25 protein-coding genes are annotated in these 24,398 nt (G+C 64.7%); 13 read left to right on the top strand and 12 right to left on the bottom strand.

Annotated elements, in window-relative coordinates; all coding sequences use genetic code 11:
• The first annotated feature begins 63 nt into the window (after nt 1-63).
• The 3 genes from SR870_RS12395 to SR870_RS12385 all read left to right on the top strand — a co-directional run bounded on the left by SR870_RS12395 (nt 64) and on the right by SR870_RS12385 (nt 1,963).
• Nucleotides 64-495 carry a hypothetical protein gene (locus SR870_RS12395; RefSeq protein ID WP_322513871.1) on the top strand — a complete coding sequence of 144 codons (432 nt, stop codon included), beginning with the start codon at nt 64-66 and terminating at the stop codon, nt 493-495.
• Nucleotides 496-662: 167 nt separating this feature from the next.
• Nucleotides 663-1,235, top strand: a complete 573-nt coding sequence (locus SR870_RS12390; RefSeq protein ID WP_322513870.1) for an acyltransferase — start codon at nt 663-665, stop codon at nt 1,233-1,235.
• Nucleotides 1,236-1,291: 56 nt separating this feature from the next.
• Nucleotides 1,292-1,963: a hypothetical protein gene (locus SR870_RS12385; protein ID WP_322513869.1), complete on the top strand. Its 672-nt coding sequence runs from the start codon at nt 1,292-1,294 to the stop codon at nt 1,961-1,963.
• Between the two features lie 121 nt (nt 1,964-2,084).
• Here the strand turns inward: SR870_RS12385 and SR870_RS12380 are convergent, their stop codons facing one another.
• The gene (locus SR870_RS12380) at nt 2,085-3,476 is read right to left on the bottom strand and encodes an aspartate aminotransferase family protein (protein WP_322513868.1); all 1,392 of its coding nucleotides are present in this window, start codon (nt 3,474-3,476) and stop codon (nt 2,085-2,087) included.
• A gap of 50 nt (nt 3,477-3,526) precedes the next feature.
• Entirely contained in the window at nt 3,527-3,829 is a 303-nt protein-coding gene (locus SR870_RS12375; RefSeq protein ID WP_322513867.1) for a hypothetical protein, read from the bottom strand.
• A 101-nt stretch (nt 3,830-3,930) separates the two neighbouring features.
• Between SR870_RS12375 and SR870_RS12370 the strand changes: the two genes are divergently transcribed.
• Nucleotides 3,931-5,424 (top strand): PLP-dependent aminotransferase family protein, encoded by a 1,494-nt coding sequence (locus SR870_RS12370; protein WP_322513866.1) that lies wholly within the window; start codon nt 3,931-3,933, stop codon nt 5,422-5,424.
• A 279-nt stretch (nt 5,425-5,703) separates the two neighbouring features.
• Here the strand turns inward: SR870_RS12370 and SR870_RS12365 are convergent, their stop codons facing one another.
• From SR870_RS12365 to SR870_RS12355, 3 genes are all read right to left on the bottom strand, one after another.
• Nucleotides 5,704-7,221 carry a serine hydrolase gene (locus tag SR870_RS12365; RefSeq protein ID WP_322513865.1) on the bottom strand — a complete coding sequence of 506 codons (1,518 nt, stop codon included), beginning with the start codon at nt 7,219-7,221 and terminating at the stop codon, nt 5,704-5,706.
• Nucleotides 7,222-8,586: an acyclic terpene utilization AtuA family protein gene (locus SR870_RS12360; protein ID WP_322513864.1), complete on the bottom strand. Its 1,365-nt coding sequence runs from the start codon at nt 8,584-8,586 to the stop codon at nt 7,222-7,224.
• A gap of 105 nt (nt 8,587-8,691) precedes the next feature.
• Complete coding sequence (locus tag SR870_RS12355) at nt 8,692-9,168, bottom strand: Lrp/AsnC family transcriptional regulator (protein WP_322513863.1); 477 nt, start codon at nt 9,166-9,168, stop codon at nt 8,692-8,694.
• Between the two features lie 157 nt (nt 9,169-9,325).
• Between SR870_RS12355 and alr the strand changes: the two genes are divergently transcribed.
• Both alr and SR870_RS12345 read left to right on the top strand, forming a co-directional pair.
• The gene (alr, locus tag SR870_RS12350) at nt 9,326-10,486 is read left to right on the top strand and encodes an alanine racemase (protein ID WP_322513862.1); all 1,161 of its coding nucleotides are present in this window, start codon (nt 9,326-9,328) and stop codon (nt 10,484-10,486) included.
• Nucleotides 10,483-11,793, top strand: coding sequence for a D-amino acid dehydrogenase (locus tag SR870_RS12345; RefSeq protein ID WP_322513861.1), 1,311 nt, complete (start codon nt 10,483-10,485; stop codon nt 11,791-11,793). The genes alr and SR870_RS12345 overlap by 4 nt, the downstream gene beginning before the upstream one ends.
• A 110-nt stretch (nt 11,794-11,903) precedes the next feature.
• Here the strand turns inward: SR870_RS12345 and SR870_RS12340 are convergent, their stop codons facing one another.
• Nucleotides 11,904-12,485 carry a DUF4142 domain-containing protein gene (locus SR870_RS12340; protein ID WP_322513860.1) on the bottom strand — a complete coding sequence of 194 codons (582 nt, stop codon included), beginning with the start codon at nt 12,483-12,485 and terminating at the stop codon, nt 11,904-11,906.
• Nucleotides 12,486-12,774: 289 nt separating this feature from the next.
• On the opposite strand from SR870_RS12340, the gene SR870_RS12335 reads away from it, so the two are divergent.
• Together SR870_RS12335 and SR870_RS12330 are read left to right on the top strand one after the other, a co-directional pair.
• A complete protein-coding gene (locus tag SR870_RS12335; RefSeq protein ID WP_322513859.1) occupies nt 12,775-13,635 on the top strand; it encodes an SDR family oxidoreductase in 861 nt (286 codons plus the stop codon).
• 46 nt (nt 13,636-13,681) lie between these two features.
• The gene (locus SR870_RS12330) at nt 13,682-13,987 is read left to right on the top strand and encodes a hypothetical protein (protein ID WP_322513858.1); all 306 of its coding nucleotides are present in this window, start codon (nt 13,682-13,684) and stop codon (nt 13,985-13,987) included.
• 86 nt (nt 13,988-14,073) lie between these two features.
• On the opposite strand, the gene SR870_RS12325 is transcribed toward SR870_RS12330, so the two are convergent.
• Nucleotides 14,074-14,484 (bottom strand): hypothetical protein, encoded by a 411-nt coding sequence (locus SR870_RS12325; protein WP_322513857.1) that lies wholly within the window; start codon nt 14,482-14,484, stop codon nt 14,074-14,076.
• 278 nt (nt 14,485-14,762) lie between these two features.
• Here SR870_RS12325 and SR870_RS12320 point away from each other — a divergent pair, with 278 nt between their 5' ends.
• The 4 genes from SR870_RS12320 to SR870_RS12305 all read left to right on the top strand — a co-directional run bounded on the left by SR870_RS12320 (nt 14,763) and on the right by SR870_RS12305 (nt 16,769).
• Complete coding sequence (locus SR870_RS12320; RefSeq protein WP_322513856.1) at nt 14,763-14,987, top strand: hypothetical protein; 225 nt, start codon at nt 14,763-14,765, stop codon at nt 14,985-14,987.
• 152 nt (nt 14,988-15,139) lie between these two features.
• The gene (locus tag SR870_RS12315; protein ID WP_322513855.1) at nt 15,140-15,442 is read left to right on the top strand and encodes a hypothetical protein; all 303 of its coding nucleotides are present in this window, start codon (nt 15,140-15,142) and stop codon (nt 15,440-15,442) included.
• A gap of 100 nt (nt 15,443-15,542) precedes the next feature.
• Entirely contained in the window at nt 15,543-15,938 is a 396-nt protein-coding gene (locus SR870_RS12310; protein WP_322513854.1) for a hypothetical protein, read from the top strand.
• Between the two features lie 150 nt (nt 15,939-16,088).
• A complete protein-coding gene (locus tag SR870_RS12305; RefSeq protein WP_322513853.1) occupies nt 16,089-16,769 on the top strand; it encodes a ParA family protein in 681 nt (226 codons plus the stop codon).
• A gap of 297 nt (nt 16,770-17,066) precedes the next feature.
• Here SR870_RS12305 and SR870_RS12300 read toward each other — a convergent pair whose 3' ends face one another.
• Complete coding sequence (locus tag SR870_RS12300) at nt 17,067-17,990, bottom strand: LysR family transcriptional regulator (RefSeq protein ID WP_011440409.1); 924 nt, start codon at nt 17,988-17,990, stop codon at nt 17,067-17,069.
• 2 nt (nt 17,991-17,992) lie between these two features.
• Nucleotides 17,993-18,958, bottom strand: coding sequence for a thioredoxin-disulfide reductase (trxB, locus tag SR870_RS12295; protein ID WP_322513852.1), 966 nt, complete (start codon nt 18,956-18,958; stop codon nt 17,993-17,995).
• 257 nt (nt 18,959-19,215) lie between these two features.
• Here trxB and SR870_RS12290 point away from each other — a divergent pair, with 257 nt between their 5' ends.
• Nucleotides 19,216-19,698, top strand: coding sequence for an Lrp/AsnC family transcriptional regulator (locus SR870_RS12290; RefSeq protein WP_322513851.1), 483 nt, complete (start codon nt 19,216-19,218; stop codon nt 19,696-19,698).
• Nucleotides 19,699-19,719: 21 nt separating this feature from the next.
• On the opposite strand, the gene SR870_RS12285 is transcribed toward SR870_RS12290, so the two are convergent.
• The 3 genes from SR870_RS12285 to carB form a co-directional block, all read right to left on the bottom strand.
• Complete coding sequence (locus SR870_RS12285) at nt 19,720-20,127, bottom strand: DoxX family protein (RefSeq protein WP_322513850.1); 408 nt, start codon at nt 20,125-20,127, stop codon at nt 19,720-19,722.
• A gap of 210 nt (nt 20,128-20,337) precedes the next feature.
• Nucleotides 20,338-20,814: a transcription elongation factor GreA gene (greA, locus tag SR870_RS12280; protein ID WP_322513849.1), complete on the bottom strand. Its 477-nt coding sequence runs from the start codon at nt 20,812-20,814 to the stop codon at nt 20,338-20,340.
• Nucleotides 20,815-21,046: 232 nt separating this feature from the next.
• Nucleotides 21,047-24,376 (bottom strand): carbamoyl-phosphate synthase large subunit, encoded by a 3,330-nt coding sequence (carB, locus tag SR870_RS12275; RefSeq protein WP_322513848.1) that lies wholly within the window; start codon nt 24,374-24,376, stop codon nt 21,047-21,049.
• Between the last annotated feature and the right edge of the window lie 22 nt (nt 24,377-24,398).

Here is a 24,398-nt window from a genome sequence, read left to right as displayed (position 1 = left end):
GCGAGCGACGGCGCGGGCAACGTGGTCGCCCTATCGCGTGGGAGCAATCCTCGGAGCGCCGCAGTGAAGCAGCGATCGGCGGGTGGCCCGGATGACCAACTGGCTCTCAGCGCTGCCGAGATTGCCCTGATGTGGATCTTGCATCATGCAACATTGCCGCTGACGCCTCAGCGGTCCCTGGTTCGCGACATCGTCGAGTTCTTTCCGGTTGCGTTGAAGGCGATCTCCCGCACGGAGAGTTTGCGGGGCGCGAGGCAGTCCGATCTTCGGTTGATCTATTTCAAAGGATTGATCGTGGCGCAGACGCACGCGAAACAGGAGATGATCGATGCCATCAGGCGCGCCGACCGAGAGCTCGACGAGGCCATGACGATTAGTGCCGCGCCGCCGGACGCTGCCGTGCGGCGTCTCGACGCGCAATCGCATCCGGCGGATCAAGACACCCTTGCGCAGATTGCCGACGCATTGGGACGTCCGCCCGGATCCGTTCAGTAGACGGCGAGAGGCTGTTTTGCGAGCGACCGGAGAGAGGCAGGGGCGACGTCTCGGGGCACTCTGCCGGGATCGGCGGATCAGTTCGGCCGGGGACGCCTTGATGGGGAATCGATCGAATGCTGAAGCGAGCAGCACCCGCGAAGGGCGCGCGCCAGGGAGTTGTATGGATGGATGACCAGCTTGCGAACGCGCGCGGCATGACCGAAGAGAACGAGGCCGATGAATGGCTGGCGCGGGTGCGCCGCTATCTGCGCGTGCTGACGCTGCGAAAGAAGCAGCAGTTCAATCGCCGGGTGTCGATCGGTGACCTGTTGAGCGAACGCGCTGACAATGCCGCGGCCTATGGCTTCGGTGAGGGGACCACGATGTACGACAACGTGCTCGTTCTCGGCGACGTGCAGGTCGGCCGCCACACCTGGATCGGGCCGGGCTGCATCCTGGACGGCTCCGGCGGCGGCCTCCGCATCGGCGACCATTGCTCCCTGTCGTCGGGTGTCCAGATCTACACCCATCAGACGGTGAGACGATCGGTCTCGATGGGGGCGGAACCGATCGAATACGCGCCGACCCGCATCGGAGACGGGGTCTATCTCGGCCCCAACGTCGTCGTCCAGATGGGAGTGACGATCGGTGATCGGGTGGTGGTCGGCGCCAATTCGTTCGTGAACCGCGACATTGCGTCCGGTCTGAAAGCGTTCGGTACGCCGGCTCGCGTTGTAGGAGCCGTCGGCTTTGATTGAGTGCAAGCGTTCGTGCTGTTTCCCCCGTACCAGCACGATGTCCTAGGGTGTCTTTGATGTTCGATGGAGTTTCGCACAGCCGTCTCGATGGAAGCAGGCTGCTGCTCTCCGGGGATCACGCGCGCTGGAAGAATCTGGAACTGGACGGCGCCATTCAGTATCTGCGCGGCACGAGCAATGATCTCGTCGTGCGAACCACCACCGAGTTCGACAATGTCTGGCAGGCCGGTGGCGAGAGGATCAGCGCCGAGCTCTACGTCCGTCATACCAACTACATCGAGAGACCGACTCTGAGGCCGGTGAGCCTGACGGAGAAATCGGCCACGCGGTTCGGGATTTCGGCCGAGATCACGTTCGCCGGACAGCACGTCTACGGCTTCGAGGGCGAGCGGTTTCTGGGGCGCGCCCAGAGCGCGTTCTTGTACGTCGTATCCGCCGAACGGACACGGGCCGCCGTCGAGTTTCATGGCGGTGACGAAGCCAGGGGAGGCTCGCCCTTCCTGAACATATCGATCCAGCTCTCCTATGACGTGTTCCAGTCGACCTTCAAGCCCTTGTGGCTCGGCGCGCAGCGTGCGGCCATCGATGTCACCGTCGGCGTCTGCGGATTCCGGCAGACAGGTTCATCGCTCGATCAGGACGATACAGGTGATTTCGTGATGGCGAGCGGGGCCTGGTCGGCGGAGCTGAAGTCACTCAGCCTCGCGATCTCGAGCCCGCCATCGTGATCGCGGGCGCAGGATTCGGCAGCCGTCGTCGGCATTCGATCCGTGCTCGCGGAATGCGCCGCGAGACGCTTCCGCGCAGAGGCGCGCGGAAACTGCCGATGGAAAGAGGAGGGCTAGCGCCTCAGGTCGCGAGTCCCTGGCTTTTCGCCCATGTGTAGGTGTCGTCCAGCGCTTTCGAAAACAGCGAGAGCATCAGGTCGACTTCGCTCTTCGTGATGATCATCGGCGGGCAGAACGCGAAGGTGTCGCCGAGATTGCGCCCGATCAGCCCGTGCTCGTGGCCTCGACCGGCCAGATAGGCGCCGATCTTGCCGACCGGATCGAATTTGCGCTTCGACGCCTTGTCGGCGACGAGTTCGACGGCGGCGATCAGCCCGTCGCCGCGAACTTCGCCGACCATCGGATGGGACGCGAAGGCGGCGAGGCCTTCGCGCATATACGCGCCGACTTCCTTGGCATTCGCGACCAGACCACGCTCCTCGATGATGGCGAGGTTTTCCAGCGCCACGGCGGTCGCGACCGGATGCCCGCCGGCCGTCAGGCCATGCGCGAAGGTCCCCAGCGCGCCGGCCTTGTCGGCGATGCCCTGATACAGCTTCTCGGAGAAAATCACCGCGCCGAGCGGCTGATAGGACGAGGTGATCTGTTTGGAGACGACCAGGATGTCGGGCTCGATGCCGTAGTGGTCGGAAGCGAACATCGTGCCCAGGCGGCCGAATCCGGTGATCACCTCGTCGGCGACCAGCAGCACGTCGTATTTACGGCAGACCGCCTGCACCCTGGGCCAATAGCCGACCGGCGGAACGATGACGCCGCCCGCGCCCATCACCGGCTCGCCGATGAACGCCGCGATCGTGTCCGGGCCTTCGGCGAGGATGGTGTCTTCCAGCTCCTTGATCAGCCGATCGGTGAACTGTTGTTCGGTTTCGCCGTCGCGGCCGAAGCGATAGTAATGCGGGCATTCGAGATGGATCACCGGAATCTTCGGCAGGTCGAACGCGTTGTGGTTCGCGGGCAGGCCGGTCAGGCTTCCGGAGGCCACGGTGATGCCGTGATATCCGTTCTTGCGGGCGATGAACTTCTTCTTGTCGGGGCGTCCGAGGCTGTTGTTGTAGAACCAGACCAGCTTCACGACGGAGTCGTTGGCTTCCGAGCCGGAATTCGAAAACAGCACGTGGCTCAATTGTCCCGGCGCCATGGCGCAGAGCTTGTCCGCGAGCCTGATGCCCGGCGAGTGCGATTTGTGCGCGAACAGATGATAGAACGGCAGCATCGACATCTGCTTCGCCGCCGCTTCGACCAGACGCGGCTCGCCGAACCCGACGGCCACGCTCCAGAGACCGGCCAGCGCCTCGAGATAGCGTTGCCCGTTGGTGTCGTAGACGAACACCCCTTCCCCGCGCTCGATCACGATCGGCCCGACCTGCTCGTGCTGGCGGGGGTTGGTGTAGGGATGGAACAAATGCTGGATGTCGAGTTCGCGTAGTTCTTTGCTGATGATCGTCTCGTTCATGATGTTCTTTCATTCAGGTCGAAAGGTGTCGAAGCCGGCGGCGTCGTCAATCAGTTCGTCATGGCACCAGCCTCGGCACGCTGCCGCGCGCGCCGACGGCGGCGATATCGGCCGGGCGCATTGGGGGTGCCGTGCTTCTCCAGCATCTGGTTTTCGCTGCGGACGAACGTATCACCCCACATGCGACATTGGCAGTCGCCTTCGCATCGCCGGGACACGAGCCTGTTTCGCGAGCCGATCGGCGACGGGCCCGGATCCGCCGCGACATGATGGATCGAGCCGTCGGCCGTGATCGGATCGCGGAATTCGGAGAGGCCCAAAGGGGCCGCCGTCAGCGTCTTCAGGTGGGTCATCAGGATCCGGGTGAGATACCTACGTGGCCCTATCATGCGGACGAATGTTGTTGTTTCATAAAGCCAGCACCCCCTTTCCATAAGGCCAGGCAGGACTCGCGATGCAATCCGACGAAGATCGGCTGATGTGGAAGGAACTGCTCGGCCGCAGCGCCAAGGAAGGCGTTCATCTGCAGGCGCAATTGCGCAATGCGTTCGTCGACGCGATTGTCGACGGCAATCTGCCCGCGGGGCGCAGAGTGCCGTCGAGCCGTGAACTGGCGAGCCTGGCCGGCGTGTCGCGGACGACAGCGACGCTGGTGCTGGAGAAACTGGCTGCGGACAGCTTCCTGGAGGCCCGCCCGCGGAACGGCTTTTACGTGTCGTCGGCGCTCAAGCGGCGGCAGGTCACCTTCGGACGCTCCGTCGACAATGCCGACCGGCCCGACTGGGCTGCGCGGCTGGTCCACGCCGAGGTCGGATATCCCTGGCAGGAGCGGCCACTGGGTTGGGAGAGGTGCAAATATCGCTTCGTCTATGGCGAGGTGAACCCCCAGACGTTTCCGTTCACGGATTGGCGGGACGCCAGCCGGTCGGCGCTGACCAGCCCGGCCATCCAGCATTGGGGCCAGGACAGCGGAGGCGAAGAGAGCCAGCCGCTGATCGAGCAGATCATCAACAAGATCCTGCCGCGGCGGGGCATCGCGGCCGCGGCCGACCAGGTGATGCTGACGCTCGGAACGCAACATGGGCTTTATCTGATCGCCCAGACCCTGCTCGGCCCCGGCCTCAAGGTCGGGGTCGAAGAGCCCGGCTACATGGACGCGCGCTTCATCTTCCTCCGCAGCGGCGCGGATCTCATCTCCATCCCGATCGATGCCTTCGGCATGACGATCGACAAGCGGTCGACCGATTGCAACTATCTGTATTGCACGCCGAGCCATCAGGCGCCGACCGGTGTCACGATGAGCACGGAACGGCGTCTGTCGCTGCTCACCCAGGCGGTCGTGCAGGACCAGATCATCATCGAGGACGACTACGAGCCGGAATTGAAATATGACGGCGCCGCCGCGGCGTCGCTGAAGGCGATGGATCGGTCGGGTCGCGTGATCTATCTCAGCAGCCTGTCGAAGCTGGTCTGCCCCGGCTTGCGGATCGGCTATCTGGTCGGCCCCGAGACGCTGATCGCCGAACTCAAATCGCTGCGACGATTGATGCTGCGGCAGTTGCCGGGCAACAATCTGGCCAGCGCCGCGCAGTTCATCCGGCAAGGGCACTACGACCGCCTGATGACCGAGATGCGCAAATCGCTCGAGGCGAAGGCGAAGCTGATCGTGGATACGCTGCGCAAGGAATTGCCGATCGCGGAATACGCGGCGCCGACCGGAGGCTCGGCGATCTGGATGCGGATCCCGGGATGCCGCAGCCCGTCGAAGCTGCGCGCCGCCTGCTTCGACGCCGGGGTTCTGATCGATCCGGTCGAGCCCTATTTCGCCGTCGCCCCGAAGGAGACCTGGGTGCGGCTGAACTTCGCGTCGATCCCGAAAGAACTGGTGGAAGCCGGCACGGTCGTGTTCGCCCGGACCGTGGCGAAGATCATTCGGAGCGGCGGGTAGCGCGACCGTGATTGAACTGCCGTCCCTTGCCGGATCAGGGCGATCGCAAATGGATCAATTGTTCAGCGCTGCGTCGTCAACGAGTCGTCCCCGCGCAGGCGGGGACCCATAACCCCTGGCTCGCCGAAGTGAAGGAGGGCCTCTACCGCAAGGGGTCAACCGAGATGCTGCGGCGTATGGGTCCCCGCCTGCGCGGGGACGACAGAGGACAGGCATGGCCGGATCACTGCATCGACACCGGGCTGGAACCCATCTGCGGTCGCCCTTCGCCCGGCCGGACTAATCGTAGCCCAGCAGCGCCGATTTCGCCGCCTCGGTGAAGGCGACCACTTCCGCCACCCTGTCGTGCTCGCCGGGTCCACGATATCTCGGCTGCGGAAATGCACCGAGCGTCACGATGGCGAGCCGCTCGGCGCGGTTGATGTAGATCCGCTGTCCGGCGAAGCCCACCGCCGTCATCGCGCCGTCCTCTGCGATCCACCAAGAGTAGCCGTAGCCGTCCAACGCCCCCGAACTGATCTGGGGCATCAAAGCACGGTCGGAATCGGAGAATGAAAAAGCCCGGCGGCTGGCATCGTCGTTCCATCCTTCCGGCAGCAGGCGCGCGCCGTCGACGAATCCGTCGTCGAGGACGAATTGCGCGAACCGGCCGAAATCGCGCAGTGCGATGCCCGCGCGGCTGCCGCCAATCTCCAGTCCGTCCGGCGACTCCAGCGTGTAGAAGGCGTCGAATTCCATGCCGCAGGGCTGCCAGATCTTGCGCGACATGTAGTCGGCGAGCGGCATGCCGACGGCGCTGCGCAACACCGCGCCGAGCAGGAAGGTGTCGCCCGTGTTGTAATGCCAATGCGCGCCGGCTGGATGTTCGCGCGGCAGCGCCTTCAGCAGAGCGAAGACGCCGCCGGGCACGCCATCGGCCAGGGATTTGCTGTAGCGGTTCACGTCCGACTGCTTGTCGGTGTAGTCTTCATTCCACTTGATGCCGGACGACATCGTCAAAAGGTGCCTGACGGCGACCTCTTCGTAAGCGGAGCCGGCGAGCGACGGCACGTAGTCGGTCACGGCGTCGTCGAGCGAACGGAGCGCGCCGTCCTGCAGCGCCACGCCGACCAGGGTCGCGGTGATCGACTTGACGGTCGACATCGTACTCCAGCGATCGGACGGCAGCAGCCCGAGCCCGTACTGCTCGATCGCGACCTTTCCGTTCTTCATGACGAGCAGTCCGCTCAGCGAATTCCGGTCAATGAACTCGTCGATCGAGAAGGTCGCGCCGCCGCTCCGGTAGCTGACCTGGACATGCTGTCCATAGCTGAGAGGACGCGGCGAAGGACCTTTGCGAATGACGCGCGAATTGAACAGCCTGTCGACGATGCGATAGCCGTAGGCTTGGACATTCGGCGGCCACAGCAGAAAGTCCTCGGCCTTCGGCAGATGCGCGGTCGGCCGCGCCGGAGTTCCCGGCCTGATCGGACTCGTCGCCGCGTAGCCCGGTGGCGCCGGCACGTCCATCTCCAGCAGCGCCGAACTCAGCGACTTGCCGTGGCTGTCCAGCGACAGCGATCTGGCGACGCCGCCGCCCAGCGCGTCGTCGAGCACGAAGTTGAAGGAATGGATGGCCGGCAGTTCGTAGCGTTCGACGGCGCCGTGCACGATATGCCGGAAGTGCGCCTTGACGCGCTCGGCCGTCACCACCTCGCGGAGATAGTCGTAGTGCGACGGATCGTAGGGGATCAGGGAGATGTTCGACCTGTTGCCTTTGTCCCCGGTGCGCGAATGCGCCAATTCTCGAAGTTTCATTCAAGACTCCAGCATGGTCACGACGGGCGTAGTCTGCTCGCGCGGGATCAGCACCGATTGCACCGCGATCACCTCGCGGACCAGTTGAACGACGCCGCCTCCGCCGGCCGGACCGTTGGTGTAGAGCGACTCGACCTCCCGGGCGACGGCCTCGGCCAGTGTGCGGGTCGCGACCCTGGCGGCGATCCGCAGCCGGACTTCGTAGGGCTCGCCCATGCCGCCAGCGAGGCGTTGCCCGTGCAGCGAGTCGATGCCGATCAGGTCGACCTTCAGTTCATCGACGGCGATGCCGGCGCGCGCCAGTCGCTGGCGCACGATGTCGCCGGCCAGCCGGGCCTTGGCGACCGCTCCGCCGCCGCCATACGAAATCTGCCCCTCTCCGACGTAGCCGTCCCGGTAGGCGACCGAGACTTTCAGGGTTTCGGGCCGGGGCGTTCCTTTGGCGCCGGTGAGCCGAACGCGGTCCTCGCCGATTTCCTCGATGCGGACCTCCGAGAAGTCCGCGACGACGTCCGGCTGATAGTACGCGCGCGGATCGTGGATCTCGTAGAGCAGTTGCTCCTTGCAGGTCGCCGCAGTCACGCATCCACCCGTGCCGGGCAGCTTGGAGATCACCAGAGCGCCGGCTTCGTCGACCTCGCCGATCGGGAAGCCGAGATTGCCGAGATTCTCCACGTCCTTGTAGCCGGGGTCGGCGAAGTAACCGCCGGAGACCTGACCCGCGCATTCCAGCATATGGCCGATCAGCGTTCCCGTCCCCATCAGGGTCCAGTCCGTCATCGACCAGCCGAATTCGTGCACGAGCGGGCCGAGAAACAGCGCCGGGTCCGAGACGCGCCCGCAGATCACCACATCCGCTCCCGCCTCGAGCGCCTCGCAGATGCCGGACGCGCCGAGATAGGCGTTCGCTGCGACGATCTCGTTCGACAGGGCGCTGAGCGGATCCCCCGATTCCAGAAAGCGGGCGGACGAGCCCTTCAATCGCGCCAGCACGTCGTCGCCTTCGAGCACGGCGATCTTGAGGTCGGAAATGTGCAGCTCTCTGGCGATGGTCTGCGCCAGCCGCCCGGCCGCCGCGGGGTTGACGGCCCCCATGTTGGTGACGATCCGGAAACCCTTGTCACGCTGGATCGGCAGGACGGCGCGCATCCGCGCCTCGAACATCGGATCGTAGCCGAGCTCGGGCGAGAGCTGCTTCTGCTGCTGGGCGAGGGCGATGGTGCGTTCCGCCAGGCATTCGAAGATCAGGTAGTCGAGCTCGCCGTCCCGCGCCAGATCGAGCGCGGGTTCGATATGGTCGCGCGCAAAGCCCGCGCCCGCCCCGAGCCGAACGACACGCTTTCCCTTGCTATCCATGGTGACCATGTTGTGTCCCGGCTATTTTCTTTGTGGTCCGTAGGTCAGCCCACGTCCGAATGCCCGAGTTCTGGGTTTTGATGAGGAAGCCGCACGCCGGCGCTCGCAGTCCGACTAGCCGCCGAGCGCGGCCGGCGAGATGCTGCGCTCGATGACGCTGCGCATGACGAAGCTCGAATGCAGCCGCGACACCCCCGGCAGGCGGGAGAGGTGTTGTTTGTGGATGCGCTCGTAGTCCTGCATGTCGCGCGCCTGCACCTGCACGAGATAATCGTCGGTTCCGGACATCAGGTAGCACGACACGACGTCGGCGCATTTGACGATCTCGCGTTCGAACGCGGACAGCGCATCCTCGCTCTGCTTGTCGAGGGTGATGTGCACCAGCACGGTCATGGTGAAGCCGAGTTCGGCGGCGTCGACCTTGGCCGAGTAGCCCGTGATGACGCCGCTCTTTTCGAGCTGGAGCATGCGCCGCGTACAGGCCGTCCGCGACAGCCCGACCCGTTCCGACAGAACGACCTGGCTCATCCGCGCGTCCTGGACGAGATGGCGGAGGATCTTGCGATCGATCGGGTCGGTCTCTGCAGCCATCGGCGCCAAATCGCTCCTGCCGGAGGAAATTCGATGAAATCCGGAGAGCGACGCAAGATTCCATCGTGGGGCACCTCGCTACCACGAATATTCGCCAAGAACCACCACGCCCTTCCTGACATCCTGCTGCCGTCTGCATTGCCAGAGGAGCGGGAATGTGAGCGTCGAGACGAGATCGGGGCATCGTCATGCCGGGGCGACGCTGACCGTCGACCTGGCGGCTATCCAATGGAACTATCGCTGTCTCGCCGACATGGTCGGAGCGCAGGTCCGATGCGGCGGCGTCGTCAAGGCGGACGCCTACGGGCTCGGCGCGCGCCAGGTTGCCCCGGCGCTCTATCAGGCCGGCTGCCGGGATTTCTACGTCGCCCATCTCGATGAAGCGCTCGCGCTTCGACCGTATCTGCCGTCGAATGCATCGATCGCGGTCCTGAACGGCCTGCCGTGCGGCGGCGAGGACGATTGCGCCGAGGCGGGCATCTTGCCCGTCCTCAACTCGCTTGCACAACTCGACGCGTGGTCGGCCTGCGCGCGCAGAGCCGAACGCGTGCTCGGCGCGGTCGTGCAGATCGACTGCGGCATGTCGCGGCTTGGGCTCTCGCCACGCGAACTCGGGGAGCTTTCGGACGCTCGCCTGCGCGGCATCGATGTTCGTCTGGTGATGAGCCATCTGGCCTGCGCCGACGTCGCCGGTCACGCGGCGAATGCGTATCAGCGGGCGCGGTTCTGTTCGCTCGCCGATCGCTTCGCCGGGATTCCGAAGTCGCTGGCGAATTCGTCCGGAATCTTCCTCGGCCCGGATTATCATCACGATGCCGTCCGGCCGGGTGCGGCGCTCTACGGCATCAATCCGACGCCGTCGCGGCCCAATCCGATGCGGCCGGTGGTTCGGCTCTCGGCCGCGATCGTTCAGACGCGCGAGATCGAAGCCGGCGATCACGTCGGCTACGGCTGGGATTTTCGTGCCGCGCGGCCGTCGCGGCTGGCGACACTGTCGATCGGCTATGCCGACGGCCTGCACCGCGCGCTGGCGCGATCCGGCGTGGTGTATGCCGAGGGCTGCGCCCTCGCGATCGCCGGACGGGTGTCGATGGACAGCATCACGGTCGATCTCGGCGAACTATCTGCGGAGAGCCTGGCGCGCGGTGCGGAGATCGAACTGATCGGCCCGCATCAGTCGGTCGACGAACTCGCCTCCGCGAGCGGCACCATCGGCTACGAGATCCTGACCGGGCTCGGTGATCGCTACCGACGAATCTATCGCGACGCCGCCGATCGGCCGCAGGACAGTGAACTTCGGAAAGAGATGGTGTCATGAGAGTTCTGGTCATGGGGGCCGGCGTGATCGGCGTCACGACGGCGTATTATCTGGCCAAGGCCGGCTTCGAAGTCACCGTAATCGACCGTCAGCCCGGCCCGGGCCTGGAGACGAGTTTCGCCAATGCCGGCGAAGTCTCGCCCGGTTATGCCTCGCCATGGGCCGGCCCAAGCGTGCCGCGCAAGGCGATTCAGTGGATGCTCGATCGTCACGGACCGCTGGTGGTGCGGCCGCAGGCCGATCCGGCGATGTGGCGCTGGATATTCCAGATGCTGCGCAACTGCACCGCGAGCCGCTACGCGCTCAACAAGTCGCGGATGGTCGGCATCGCCGAATACAGCCGGGACTGTCTGCGCGCTCTGCGTGCCGACATCGGCATCACCTATGACGAGCGCAGCCAAGGCACGCTTCAGCTGTTTCGCAAGCAGTCGCAGCTCGACGCGATCGGCGGCGACGTCGAGATCCTGCGTCAGTACAATGTCCCGTTCGAGGTGCTGGATCGTGCCGGCTGCATTCGCGCCGAGCCCGGATTGGCCGCGGTGCAGCATTCATTCGTCGGCGGTTTGCGACTGATCGACGACGAGACCGGCGATTGTCATTTGTTCACGCAGCGGCTGGAGGCCGCCGCCGCCGCGCTGGGCGTGAAGTTCGTGTATGAGACGACGATCCGGAGCATCGACACGCAAGGCAGCGCGGTGACCGGGGTGACGACCGACAAGGGCAGGTTCGTGGCCGATCGCTACGTGATGGCGCTCGGCAGTTTCTCGCCGCTGCTGCTGCGGCCGCTCGAGGTCGATATTCCGGTCTATCCGGTCAAGGGCTATTCGATCACGGTGCCGATCGTCGACGAAGCGATCTCGCCTCGATCCACCGTGATGGATGAGAGCTACAAGGTCGCGATCACGCGGCTCGGCGATCGCATCCGGGTCGGCGGAACGGCGGAAGTCGGCGGCTACCAGCCGCGATTGCCGCTCAACCGGCGTGTGACGCTGGATCGGTCGCTGACCGATCTGTTTCCGGGCGCCGGCGATCTTTCAAAGGCGACGTTCTGGAGCGGGCTACGCCCGATGACGCCCGACGGCCCGCCGATTATCGGGCCGACGCGGTTCGACAACCTTCACCTCAACACGGGCCATGGCACGCTGGGCTGGACCATGGCGTGCGGCGCCGCCCGCGTCGTGGCGGACCAGATTCAAGGCCGCGAGCCCGAGATCGACGCGCGGGCGCTGTCGATGGCGCGCTACGATCAGAAGATCGGTCCGGCGAGTTGGCGCGGAGCTGAGGCGGGTTCGTCCGCAGAGGCTTGAAAATCGCGCGCTCGGAGTTCCGGTTCAGAACCGGAACTCCGAGCGGCTCACCACCGAGATGCGAGTGTCGGCACCGCGACATTCGCGGTGCTGCGGAGTGCGGCGTCCCACTACTTGGACGTCGGTGCGGCTGCGGCCTTTCCGCTGTTCGGATTGAGCGTCTGCGCCATTTCGAGATGGTGCTTCAGCGCCGGCAGGGTCTTGGCCGCCCAAGCCTTCAATTCGGGATGGTCGCCGCTCGCGGCGTAGCTTTCGAACAGCGCAATCGCTTCGTTGTGGGCCTCGACCTGCTGGGCTGCGTACAAGGCGGTGAACTCGTCGCCGCGCGCCATGTTGAGGGCGTCGTACCTGCTTTGATGCACGGCATCGAGTTGACTTGGCACGTCGACGTCGAACTTTCCGACCACGATGAAGCGCTTCAGCTCGGACGAGGTCTTGCCGTGGTCCTCGATCATTCGAGCCGCAAAAGCCTTCTGTTCGTCCGTGCCGCGGGCCTGGGCCAACCGGGCGGTCGCGAGCTCGAACAAATCCGAAATCGAGACTTGCGTGACGAATTGCCGCGTATTTGCGCTGATGCTGGGCGATGCGGCAGAGGTGGTCTGACCGGTCGCCGGCTGGGCGGACACGTGGGTGGGGAGCATGCAGGCCTGGGCGAGCGTAAGACAGCTCAGTGCAAGGACGGTGCGTTTCATCGAGGTTTCCTTTCAGTTTTTCTCGCATCCGTGCCGGCCGCCAACTAAGCGACCGGCGTTGCGGCGTGTGATGCTTCAAGCCGCGACGGGACTCACGGTTCCTGTCTCTGCGCTCGGTTCGTCGGGCGGATTGGCGCAGGGCGCGGCGGATCGAGCGACCGGCGGGACGGACCGCGTAGCGGGGGCGGCCCAGGCTGCGGCGGCTGGCGATCCCGCGTCGACGTCGCGCGCACCGGCAGGAACCACACGCGCCCGGGTCGATTGATTTCCGACCTGAGAGGAGCCCGCCATGCAGCCGACTTATCCGAAGCCGCCTTATCCGAAACAGCGACAATCGATGCCGGGAACGACGGCCGGGATGAATCCGCGGCCCGATCACGGCGAGACCAGCTACACGGGGTCAGGCCGGTTGAAGGGCATGAAGGCCGTCATCACCGGCGGCGACAGCGGCATCGGCCGCGCCGTGGCGATCGCCTATGCGCGCGAGGGAGCCGATGTTCTGATCTCGTATCTGAACGAAACGGAAGATGCGGCGGAACTGAAGGCGCTGATCGAGAAGGAGGGCCGCAAGGCGGTTCTGGTCGCGGGAGATCTGCAGGATGCGGCGCATTGCCGATCGGTCGTGAAGCGGGCCGTCGATGAGCTCGGCGGTCTCGACATCCTGGTCAACAATGCGGCTCACCAGGCGACGTTCAAGGACATCGGCGACATCAGCGACGAGGAATGGGAGCTGACGTTCCGGGTGAACATCCACGCGATGTTCTATCTCACCAAGGCGGCCGTGCCGCACATGAAGCCGGGCAGCGCGATCGTCAACACGGCATCCATCAATTCCGATGTGCCGAATCCGAGCCTTCTCGCCTATGCGACGACGAAAGGGGCGATCCAGAATTTCACCGCCGGGCTCGCGCAGATGCTCGCCGAGAAAGGCATCCGCGCCAATGCGGTGGCGCCGGGACCGATCTGGACGCCGCTCATTCCCTCGACGATGCCCGAAGAGGCCGTCGAGCATTTCGGCGAAAGTGTGCCGATGAAGCGCGCCGGTCAGCCAGCGGAACTGGCGACGGCCTACGTCATGCTCGTCGATCCGCGGTCGAGCTACACGTCCGGCACGACGGTCGCGGTGACCGGAGGGAAACCCTTCATCTGAACCGGCGTTGCCGACAGGCGCAACAATCCGAGAGGGAGACGAGAACATGCAGCAGGCCATCAGCGGAGAATTCTCCACGCGGAGGGGCGCAGAGCTCGCGGTCGAGCAGCTCGTGCAGGAATACGGCATCGACCGCGCCGCGATCCTCGTCACCGCGCGCGGCGAGGAAAACAGTTCCGGATCGAAAATCGCAGGCGCCGATGCGGAGAGCGGCCATCCCGGCGTCGAGAAACACACCGAGCCCGAACTGAACGGGATGATCGACGTGTCGATCAAATGCGGCGCATCGCAAGAGTCGGTGGTGGAGACCGCGCTGAAGAAGGCAGGCGCTCAGCAGATTACAAAGAGCTAGGTCTGGCGCCGCGGCCTAAGCACCGTCAATGCTTTCGTCTCTGTGAGGCTTTGGCGTCGATTGAGGATGCGGGAAGCGGCGCAGAGCTACGACGATGATTTCTGCATCCCGACGGTGGCTGAGGTCGCCGCGTGATCGGGGAAGCGGGTTGTCAGCGCGGCTTTCAGAAATTTGAAATGCCCGATGCTGACGTCGAGCTCGAAGAGCCGCCTTTCGCCATTGGCGATGTCAGCGTTCAGCTGATTTTGGAGCGCTGAATTGGCGGGCTCCCGATCGAGATATTCGTCGGAGTCGTTTCCCGCGGTGATCGCCGCGCGGGCCGTCGCATCGTTAACGCGCTGAGCGAGGCCGGCATATTCGGCCCGCGCCGACCTGAGCGCGTCGTCGATCGCCCCGGCGACGGAGGCGACACGCGCGGCATCCGTGGCCATATCCCGTGTCGACGAACGAGCCTTGAATTGAGTTTCGGAATTCGTTCGGGTGAACAGCTGGAACATGGGTCTACAATCAGATTGACGGGAATCGGCGCCTATACTGATACAATTTCACCGCTCCAATGGAATTGCAACCAGCGGGTTTATGACGAAATTGTGTCGCGATGATTGGACGCCGCTCTCGAATCGTCTCCGACCGGTCGCGACAGTCGTTGCGAAGAAAGCCTGCTGATCCGCCCGCTTCAGATGATGAAGCTCGATCTGGGCCTCAGGCGGGAACGACGTTCCAGCGCAGACGTTGCACCGCCGCAAAGCATCGCACTGAGTCAGGGAGGCGCGCCGTGGGACAGTTCGAGCCGAGTGACGAGGCCATCGCGGTCCTGGTCGATATCGCGCGAACCGCGGGGCGCGATCTCAATGCGGGGCAGCGACTGGAGCTCGATCATCTGGTGTCGCAAGGTTTCGTCGCCGTGGTGCCCGGCGGTTCGACGTCGCGCAGCTACGAAGTCACACCCAAAGGACAAAGCCTGCTCGATAGCCGCGGCGTCGGCGCCAATGAGGCGTGAGACGTCGGCCGAGTGGATCCTAACTGCGATGCGCTGCAGCTTGCCATGCGAGCGCGCCTCCCTCAGAATTCGGCTCGATTGCTGAACCATGAGATTATTCGCGGCGCGAAGACATCGGGGGGCGCATGATCGGATTTGGTTGGGAAGGCAGAGTGGCTGCTCTGCTGCTGGTGGTGGCGAGCCTGCCGCTGGCATCGACAGGTGCGGCTGCCTACACGGCGGACCAGCAGCAGGCGTGCAGCGGCGACGCGATGCGATTGTGCGGTGCGTTCGTGCCGGACGTCGATCGGATTACGGTCTGCATGGTTCAGAACAAGGCGCGGCTGACGCCGGCCTGCCGGGTCCATTTCGGTCCGCCACCTTCACGCTTGCGTGCGGACAGATCGGTTCGGGCGAAGCCTGCCGTCGTCAAGCCGAAGCGCATCCAGAAATCCGCCCCACGCGAGCGCCGCTGACCGGCCGGGCGGCGGGCATGGCGATGTGCAAGTGCTCCCGGCAGCGGCGGGTCTGGCAACGCTCGAGCCCCCATCCTATCTCCCTGGGATGGAGAAGACTGTGAACGAAACCGACCATCGCGCGGAACTCGATCGCCATCTGGCTTGGTTCGAGTCGAAACTGCCCCCGAAGCCCGCGCATTTCGTCGGATGGTTGCGCCGGCCGACGTCGAAATACGTCCGTCTGCCGGTCGGCGTTCTGCTGATCGGAGGCGGAGTGTTCAGCTTCCTGCCCGTGCTGGGGTTCTGGATGCTGCCGCTGGGCCTCGTCCTGATTGCGCAGGACGTGCCCGCGCTGGAGAAGCCGACCGCGCGCACCTTGGGCTGGGTCGAGCGGAAATGGGTCGAGCGGCAGCGCAAGAAGGGCCGCGACATCACACCGTTCGTGCCGGATCAGCAAACCGGCGCGGCAGCCACGGCATCCGACGATGCGGGCGAATCGCGCATGAAGGCTTGATGACTGCGGGTGGCAAGCGATTAGTGTGACTCAAAAGCCATCTGCCGATGCAATCTGGCAACGCACGAGTCGCTGCATGCAATTTTGTCTTTCACGAATCAGCGTCCTGATTCACCTTTGTCAACTATTGGTGAATCGGGAGGCCATCGTATGAACGTCATCGTCTTTGCGTCGCGTAAGGGCGGCTCCGGGAAAAGCACCCTGACCGCGCACTTGGCTGCTCATGTCAACAAAGCGTCGCGCCCGTGTCTGCTGATCGATGCCGATCCGCAGGGCTCGCTGACGTTGTGGCACAAGCTGCGTGGTACCAACGAGCCGCCGCTGCGCACTGCGACGCGGTCGGTCGGCGAGATCGTCGCATCCGCCAAGCGCGACGGCATCGAATGGGTGTTCATCGACACCCCGCCGAATTTGTCCGCGGTGGTCGAAGACGCGATCCGCAATGCCACCATGGTGATCATTCCGGCGCGTCCGGGGGTGTTCGACGTCAACGCGGTGCAGGATACGATCCAAACCTGCCGCGCCAATCGCAAGCCTTACGCCATCGTGCTGAACGGTGCGCCGGCTCTGCGTGACGAAGTCGAGAGCCGGATCGTGACCATCGCCCGCGACGCGCTGGCGAAGTTCAAGGCTCCGGTCTGGGGCGGCCAGATCACCAACCGCGCCGACCTGCTGATGGCGCTCGGCGAAGGTCAGGGCGCTCGCGAGTATGCGTCCGAAGGCCGCGCCGCCTATGAGATCAACCGTCTCTGGGCCGCGATCGAGCGCTCGGTGAAGGCGATCCGTGGGGCCGGTTCGGCCGGCGGCGCGATGCACAAGCAGGCCGCGTAAGCTGCTTCGACTCAGGCGCGCGGGGATCCGCGCGTTGAGCCCGTGATCGATCGTCGAATCCGCGCCCGTCGACCTGCGATACGTGCCAAAAAAAACCGGGCTCGCGAGGAGCCCGGCTAAGGTCGTGGCCAAGTGCGGCCGACACAATCACCTTCCAAGAGGGGTAACTGAGACTCCACACCACTGGAGGAGGGGGACATGCGTAGTGCGAACCCTCAGCGTGAAGCCATTTGATCTGCGAAAGCGCATCGCAGCAAGCGGTCCGCCCGCATGTCAGTCATGCGGGGACCGGGGTCTTCAGCTCGGCCAGCGCTGCGCCTTGTTGACGACGAAATCGCGGAACACCTGCACGCGCGCCACCGTCTTCAACTCTTCGGGATAGACGAAGTAGGTGTCGAGCTGGATCGAGTCTTCCTCGCCGAACAACTGCACCAGCCGGTTCGGGTCTTCGACCAGGTAGTCCGGCAACGCGGCGATGCCGAGGCCCTGCTGACAGGCGCGCACCAGACCGAGGATGTTGTTGACCTTGAAGTAGGGCTCGCGCGGTCCGGAGCCGTTGCGGCCGGCATCGACCAGCCAGCTCCGGTTCTGCAGATGCGGCGGGACCTGGCTGTCGCTCAGCATGATCAGGCGATGATTGTCGAGTTCCTCGAGCGTCCGCGGCGTGCCGAAGTGCTTGATGTATTCCGGCGAGCAATAAGCGTGGAAGCCGATCGAGAACAGCTTGCGCTGGATCAGGTCGGGCTGGGTCGGCTTGCGGGTGCGGATCGCGACGTCGGCCTCGCGCATCGAGAGGTCGAGTTCTTCGTCGGTGACGATCAGCGAGATCCGGATCTCAGGATACAGCGCGGTGAATTCGCCGAGCCGCGGCACCAGCCAGTGGATGCCGAGGCCGGGCGTGGTGGTGATCTTGAGGTCGCCGCTCGGCCGCTCGCGGCTGTCGGTCAGCTTGGCGCGGGCCGCCTGCAACTGCATGAAGACGTCGTGCGCGGTGCGGAACAGCAGGTCGCCCTGTTCGGTCAGGATCAGGCCGCGGGCGTGCCGGTGGAACAGCGACACCGACAGTTCCTGCTCAAGCGCGCTGACCTGGCGCGACACCGCCGATTGCGACAGACCGAGCTGCTCACCCGCATGGGTGAAGCTGCCGGCTTCGGCGGCGGCGTGGAAGACCTTGAGCTTGTCCCAATCCATATCGGTGAACCCGTCGCGGTGTCGAGCCATGACTACTCCGCCGCCTGGCGTTCGCTGGCTCGCACTGCGAGGAAGCGTTCGGCTTCCAGCGCGGCCATGCAGCCGAGGCCCGCAGCGGTGACGGCCTGGCGATAGGTTTCATCGGCGACATCGCCCGCGGCGAACACGCCGGGAACCGAGGTCGCGGTGGAGTTCGGCGCCACCTCGACATAGCCGGACGGCTTCAGCCTGAGCTGGTCCTTGACCAGTTCGGTCGCGGGCGCGTGACCGATGGCGATGAACACGCCGTCGGCGCGAACCTCGCTGAGCGCCCCGGTCTTGACGTTCTTCAGCCGCACATGCGTGACCTTGGTCGGTCCGTCGCTGCCGCAGATCTCGTCGATCGCGCTGTCCCAGATCACCTTGATCTTGGGGTGCTTGAACAGGCGATCCTGCAGGATGCGCTCGGCGCGGAAATGGTCGCGGCGATGCACGATGGTGACGCTGGCGGCGAAATTGGTCAGGAACAGCGCTTCCTCGACCGCGGTGTTGCCGCCGCCGACCACGACGACGTCCTTGCCGCGATAGAAAAAGCCGTCGCAGGTGGCGCAGGCCGAGACGCCGAAGCCCTTGTAGGTCTGCTCCGACGGGATGCCGAGCCACCGCGCCTGCGCGCCGGTGCACAGAATAACCGTATCGGCGATGTAGACGTCGCCGCTGTCGCAGGTCAGTTTGAACGGGCGCTGGCTGAGGTCGAGATCGACGACGAGGTCGGTCACGATCTTGGTGCCGACGTGCCGGGCCTGCCTCTCCATCTGCTCCATCAGCCAGGGGCCCTGGATGACGTCGGCGAAACCGGGATAGTTCTCGACGTCAGTGGTGATGGTGAGCTGCCCGCCGGGCTGGATGCCCTGGATCAGGATCGGCTCGAGCATGGCTCGCGCGGCATAGATCGCGGCGGTGTAACCGGCCGGTCCGGAACCGATGATCACAACTTTAGCCTGGACTCGACTGGGCACGTTTCAGCTCCCCAGAGATAGGGCGGCGCGAAGCAGGGATTTGCCTGGCAGGGGCATCGCCGTTGGGCGGAAGATTTCATCCGGAAGTCTATGTTATCTGGTGAGCTATGCAAGATTTGCAACACGTCCGTGCAGGATTTCCCACCATGTTTGGCAAACGAGTTGTGAGCATCGCGAAATAAAATTGCGCAAGTTTGGGCAAGTGCGTTATGAGGGGGACGATTTTCCGCCCAATCCGCAACACGGGATTTCGCCGCGTGTCCAAGAGCCTCGATCAGATCGACCTCAAGATTCTCCAGGAAATCCAGGAAGACGGCCGAATCACCAATGTCGAATTGGCGAAGCGGGTCGGCATCTCGCCGCCGCCCTGTCTGCGGCGGGTCCGGACGCTGGAAGAGGAAGGCTACATCCAGGGCTATCGCGGATTGCTCGATCCGGCCCAGCTCGGCTTCGACGTCACGGTGTTCGCCTCGGTGCATCTGTCGAGCCAGGCCGAAGCCGATTTGCGCGGTTTCGAGGAATTCGTCCGCAACGAGCCGCTGGTCCGGGAATGCTGGATGCTGTCCGGCGAGGTGGACTTCATCCTCAAATGCGTGGCGCCCGACATGGCGACGTTCCAGAATTTCGTCGCTCATCTGACGGCCGCGCCGCACGTGCGCAACGTGCGGACCTCGCTGGTGCTGCGCAATTCGAAATATGCCCCGGCGGTGCCGCTGGAATTGAAAGCGGCGGCGACCTGAACGGGCGCCACCGCGACGCCGTCAGCGCCCGCGGATCATCCGGTCGATGCTGACCGGCCCGCCGCCCGCCGTCGCCAGATACAGACAGGCGAAGCAGAACAGGATCGCCGCGGTGCCGCCGTTGAGCAGCGGCAGCCAGACCGGCGTGTCGCCCTTGAACATGTGGCCGAGGAAATAAGCGAACGCCATTTCGCCGGAGAGAATGAACGCCACCGGGCGGGTGAACAGTCCGAGCATCAGCAGCGCACCGAGCACCAGTTCGAGCGTGCCGGCGGCCCCGATCAGCGAAAACAGCTCGACCTTCGCGAAGTAAGGGACGGCCGGATATTTGAACAGCTTCGCGATGCCGTACTGAAGCAGCAGCAGGCCGGTGACAAAGCGAAACAGGCTCAGGGCGAAGGGCTGCCACCTGGCTGCGAAACTATCCACGTTCGGTATCCCCCTGGTCGATGTCGATCGCCGGTGGATACTTGGCGGCGCGCGTCATTGTCCATCACCCGCAGAACAGCAACACGGACAAGTGATTTCGATTCGATCGCGCGTGATCGGTCCCGTGCTCGCAGATCAGCCCGCTTCGACGCAGCAAAAAGGCCGCCCGCGGCGGCCTTCAGCTCGATCGTTCTGCCGTAGTAGCAGGCGTCAGCGCCACTCGACCTTGGCGATCTCGTAGGCCTTGGCGCCGCCCGGGGCGACGACCTCGACCGAGGTGCCTTTGGTCTTGCCGATCAGCGCGCGGGCGAGCGGCGAGGTGATCGAGATCTTGCCCTTCTTGGCGTCCGCTTCGTTCTCGCCGACGATCTGCCACACCGCCTTCTTCTCGGTGTCCTCGTCGATCAGCGTCACGGTGGCGCCGAACTTGATGGTGTCGCCGCTGAGCTTGCTGATGTCGATGATGTCGGCGCGCGCCAGCTTGTCCTCGAGCTCGGCGATGCGGCCCTCGTTGTGCGACTGCTCTTCCTTGGCGGCGTGATATTCCGCGTTTTCGGACAGGTCGCCATGCGAGCGCGCCTCGGCGATATGCTCGATGATGCGCGGACGATCCACCGACTGGCGCTGCTTCAATTCGTCCGAAAGCGCGGCGTAGCCGCCCGCCGTCATCGGTACCTTTTCGACCATCTTGCCTTCATCCTTCAGCATTCGTCGCGGTGCGCCGCTGTCTGCGCATCCGCGATGTCGTCAGCTTACAAAAAGGGAGCGAACCGCCAAAGCGGTGCCCCGAGAATACTTCCAGCCGTACCCTGGGTCGCCGCGAAACGCCGGATCAAACAATCCAGATGCTGGCGGGTTCCCGTCCTGCCGGCGTCGTTGCCAATCAAATTTGCCGGGCGCGCCACGCGCCCGGTGATGATCAGGTCTCGGAAAAGTAGCTCTGCAGGGTCCGAACCTCAAGGTCTCCGCCCAGATAGGCCCGTATTCCTTTTGCGGCGGCCACGGCCCCCGAAAGAGTGGTGTAATACGGAACCTTATGCAAGAGGGCAGCGCGTCGCAACGACCGGCTGTCCGCCAGCGCCTGCGGCCCCTCGGTGGTGTTGAACACGAGCTGCACTTCGCCGTTCATGATCGCGTCGACGATGTGCGGCCGGCCTTCCAGCACCTTGTTGATCTTTTCCGCCGGGATGCCGTGGTCGCTGAGATAGCGCTGGGTGCCCGAGGTCGCGATCACCTTGAAACCGACCTCGTGCAGCAGCTTCACCGCGTCGGCGATCCGGGTCTTGTCGCTTTCGCGGACCGACACGAACACCGTGCCCTTGCGCGGCACGCGCGTGCCGCCGCCGAGCTGGCTCTTGGCGAACGCGATCTCGAACGAGCGATCGAGCCCCATGACTTCGCCGGTCGAGCGCATCTCCGGGCCGAGCACGGTGTCGACGCCGGGGAAGCGCGCGAACGGAAACACCGATTCCTTGACGCCGACATGGTCGAGCTTGCGCTTCTTCAGACCGAGGTCGGCGATCTTCTCGCCGGCCATGATCCTTGCGGCGAGCTTCGCCACCGGCATGCCGATCACCTTGGCGACGAACGGCACGGTGCGCGAGGCGCGCGGATTGACCTCGAGCACGTAGATCTCGCCGTCCTTGATGGCGAACTGCACGTTCATCAGTCCGACGACGTCGAGCCCGAGCGCGAGCTCGCGGGTCTGGCGTTCGAGTTCGGCGATCATCGGCGCATCGAGCGAATGCGGCGGCAGCGAGCAGGCACTATCGCCGGAGTGGATGCCGGCTTCCTCGATGTGCTCCATAATGCCGACGATGAACGTGTCCTTCCCGTCGCACAGGCAGTCGACGTCGATCTCGGTGGCATCCGACAGATAGCGGTCGAACAGCAGCGGGTTGGTGCCGAGCACGGTGTTGATCTGGCCGGTCTTGTCGTTCGGATAGCGCGCCTTGACGTCGCCGGGCACCAGCTCGGGCAGGGTGCCGAGCAGATAATCGCTGAGCTGATTGTCCTCGCGGATGATCTGCATCGCGCGGCCGCCCAGCACGTAGGACGGGCGCACCACCAGCGGCAGGCCGAGTTCGGCGGCGACAAGGCGGGCCTGCTCGACCGAATAGGCGATGCCGTTCTTCGGCTGCTTGAGACGAAGTTTGTCGAGGATGCGCTTGAAGCGGTCGCGGTCCTCGGCGAGGTCGATCGCGTCCGGCGAGGTGCCGAGGATCGGCACGTCGGCGGCTTCCAGCGCGCGCGCCAGCTTCAGCGGGGTCTGGCCGCCGAACTGCACGATCACGCCTTTCAGAGTGCCGTTGCTGCGCTCGGTGTCGATGATCTCCAGCACGTCCTCGGCGGTGAGCGGCTCGAAATACAGCCGGTCCGCGGTGTCGTAGTCGGTCGACACGGTTTCCGGATTGCAGTTGACCATGATCGATTCGTAGCCGGCGTCGTGCAGCGCGAAGCAGGCGTGGCAGCAGCAATAGTCGAACTCGATGCCCTGGCCGATCCGGTTCGGGCCGCCGCCGAGGATGATCACCTTGTCCTTGGCCGAGGGGTGGCTTTCGTCGGACGCGGGGCCGGCGAACGGCGACTCGTAGGTCGAATACATGTAGGCGGTCGGCGAGGCGAATTCCGCCGCGCAGGTGTCGATCCGCTTGAACACGGGACGCACGCCGAGCGCGCGGCGCTTGGCTTTCACCTCGGCTTCGGTGCTGCCGGCCAGCACTGCCAGGCGGGCGTCGGCGAAGCCCATCGCCTTCAAGGTCCGCATTCCGAACGCATGGTCCGGCAGCCCGCTGGCGCGGACCTTGTTCTCCATCTCGACGATGCCGCGCAACTGCGCCAGGAACCACGGATCGATCTTGCAGGAGTTGAAGATCTCGTCGTCGGTCCAGCCGAGCCGCATCGCCTGCGCGACCTGCAGCAGTCGGCTCGGCGTCGGGGTGCCGAGCGCGGCGCGGATCGCATTCTTGTCGTCGCCGCGGCCGAGCCCGTCTATCTCGATTTCGTCGAGGCCGGTGAGGCCGCTTTCGAGGCCGCGCAGCGCCTTCTGCAGGCTCTCCTGGAAGGTGCGGCCGATCGCCATCACCTCACCGACCGACTTCATCGAGGTCGTCAGATTGTGCGAGGCGCCGGGGAATTTCTCGAAGGCGAAGCGGGGAATCTTGGTGACCACGTAATCGATGGTCGGCTCGAACGCCGCCGGCGTCGCGCCGCCGGTGATGTCGTTGGCGATTTCGTCGAGCGTGTAGCCGACCGCGAGCTTGGCCGCGACCTTGGCGATCGGGAAGCCGGTCGCCTTCGAGGCCAGCGCCGAGGAGCGCGACACCCGCGGATTCATTTCGATCACGACCAGCCGGCCGTCGTCCGGATTGACGGCGAACTGCACGTTGGAGCCGCCGGTCTCGACGCCGATCTCGCGCAGCACCGCCAGCGAGGCGTCGCGCATGATCTGGTATTCTTTATCGGTCAGCGTCAGCGCCGGCGCCACCGTGATCGAATCGCCGGTGTGGACGCCCATCGGGTCGAGATTCTCGATCGAGCAGACGATGATGCAGTTGTCCTTCTTGTCGCGGACAACCTCCATCTCGTATTCTTTCCAGCCGAGGATGGATTCCTCGATCAGCACCTCGCTGGTCGGCGACGCATCGATGCCGCTCTCGACGATTTCGATGAACTCCGCCTTGGTGTAGGCGATGCCGCCGCCGGTGCCGCCCATCGTGAAGGACGGCCGGATCAGCGCCGGGAAGCCGATCTCGTCGAGCGCGCGCAGCGCGTCGGGCAGGTTCTTGACCTGGCGCGAGCGCGGCGTTTCGAGGCCGATCTTGGTCATCGCCTCGCGGAAGCGCTCGCGGTCCTCCGCCTTGTCGATGGCGTCGGCGGTGGCGCCGATCATTTCGACGTCGAACTTCTCCAGCGTGCCGAGCTTGCGCAGGCTCAGCGCGCAGTTCAGCGCGGTCTGGCCGCCCATCGTCGGCAGCAGCGCGAAGCCGCCCGGGATGACGTAGCGTTCCTTCTCGACGATCTTGGCGACGATCTCGGGCGTGATCGGCTCGATATAGGTCGCGTCGGCCAGTTCCGGATCGGTCATGATCGTGGCCGGATTGGAATTGACCAGGACGACCCGGTAGCCTTCCTGCTTCAGCGCCTTGACCGCCTGGGTGCCGGAATAGTCGAATTCACAGGCCTGGCCGATCACGATGGGACCGGCGCCGATGATGAGGATGGTGGAGATGTCTGTTCGTTTGGGCATCAAATCTCGCTGACGCGGGCGG

Source organism: Rhodopseudomonas palustris, from assembly GCF_034479375.1.
Classification (GTDB): Bacteria; Pseudomonadota; Alphaproteobacteria; order Rhizobiales; family Xanthobacteraceae; genus Rhodopseudomonas; species Rhodopseudomonas palustris_M.
This window is presented reverse-complemented; position numbering and strand designations above follow the sequence as displayed.

Bases quoted from the DNA above. Each gene is read 5' to 3' on its own strand.
- SR870_RS12380 (WP_322513868.1), bottom strand. From the start codon at position 3,476: ATGAACGAGACGATCATCAGCAAAGAACTACGCGAACTCGACATCCAG.
- SR870_RS12360 (WP_322513864.1), bottom strand. From the start codon at position 8,586: ATGGTCACCATGGATAGCAAGGGAAAGCGTGTCGTTCGGCTCGGGGCG.
- carB (WP_322513848.1), bottom strand. From the start codon at position 24,376: ATGCCCAAACGAACAGACATCTCCACCATCCTCATCATCGGCGCCGGT.
- SR870_RS12305 (WP_322513853.1), top strand. From the start codon at position 16,089: ATGAACGTCATCGTCTTTGCGTCGCGTAAGGGCGGCTCCGGGAAAAGC.
- SR870_RS12375 (WP_322513867.1), bottom strand. From the start codon at position 3,829: ATGACCCACCTGAAGACGCTGACGGCGGCCCCTTTGGGCCTCTCCGAA.
- SR870_RS12300 (WP_011440409.1), bottom strand. From the start codon at position 17,990: ATGGCTCGACACCGCGACGGGTTCACCGATATGGATTGGGACAAGCTC.
- SR870_RS12340 (WP_322513860.1), bottom strand. From the start codon at position 12,485: ATGAAACGCACCGTCCTTGCACTGAGCTGTCTTACGCTCGCCCAGGCC.
- SR870_RS12325 (WP_322513857.1), bottom strand. From the start codon at position 14,484: ATGTTCCAGCTGTTCACCCGAACGAATTCCGAAACTCAATTCAAGGCT.
- SR870_RS12335 (WP_322513859.1), top strand. From the start codon at position 12,775: ATGCAGCCGACTTATCCGAAGCCGCCTTATCCGAAACAGCGACAATCG.
- SR870_RS12390 (WP_322513870.1), top strand. From the start codon at position 663: ATGGATGACCAGCTTGCGAACGCGCGCGGCATGACCGAAGAGAACGAG.
- SR870_RS12370 (WP_322513866.1), top strand. From the start codon at position 3,931: ATGCAATCCGACGAAGATCGGCTGATGTGGAAGGAACTGCTCGGCCGC.
- SR870_RS12345 (WP_322513861.1), top strand. From the start codon at position 10,483: ATGAGAGTTCTGGTCATGGGGGCCGGCGTGATCGGCGTCACGACGGCG.
- SR870_RS12365 (WP_322513865.1), bottom strand. From the start codon at position 7,221: ATGAAACTTCGAGAATTGGCGCATTCGCGCACCGGGGACAAAGGCAAC.
- SR870_RS12355 (WP_322513863.1), bottom strand. From the start codon at position 9,168: ATGGCTGCAGAGACCGACCCGATCGATCGCAAGATCCTCCGCCATCTC.
- greA (WP_322513849.1), bottom strand. From the start codon at position 20,814: ATGGTCGAAAAGGTACCGATGACGGCGGGCGGCTACGCCGCGCTTTCG.
- SR870_RS12385 (WP_322513869.1), top strand. From the start codon at position 1,292: ATGTTCGATGGAGTTTCGCACAGCCGTCTCGATGGAAGCAGGCTGCTG.
- SR870_RS12330 (WP_322513858.1), top strand. From the start codon at position 13,682: ATGCAGCAGGCCATCAGCGGAGAATTCTCCACGCGGAGGGGCGCAGAG.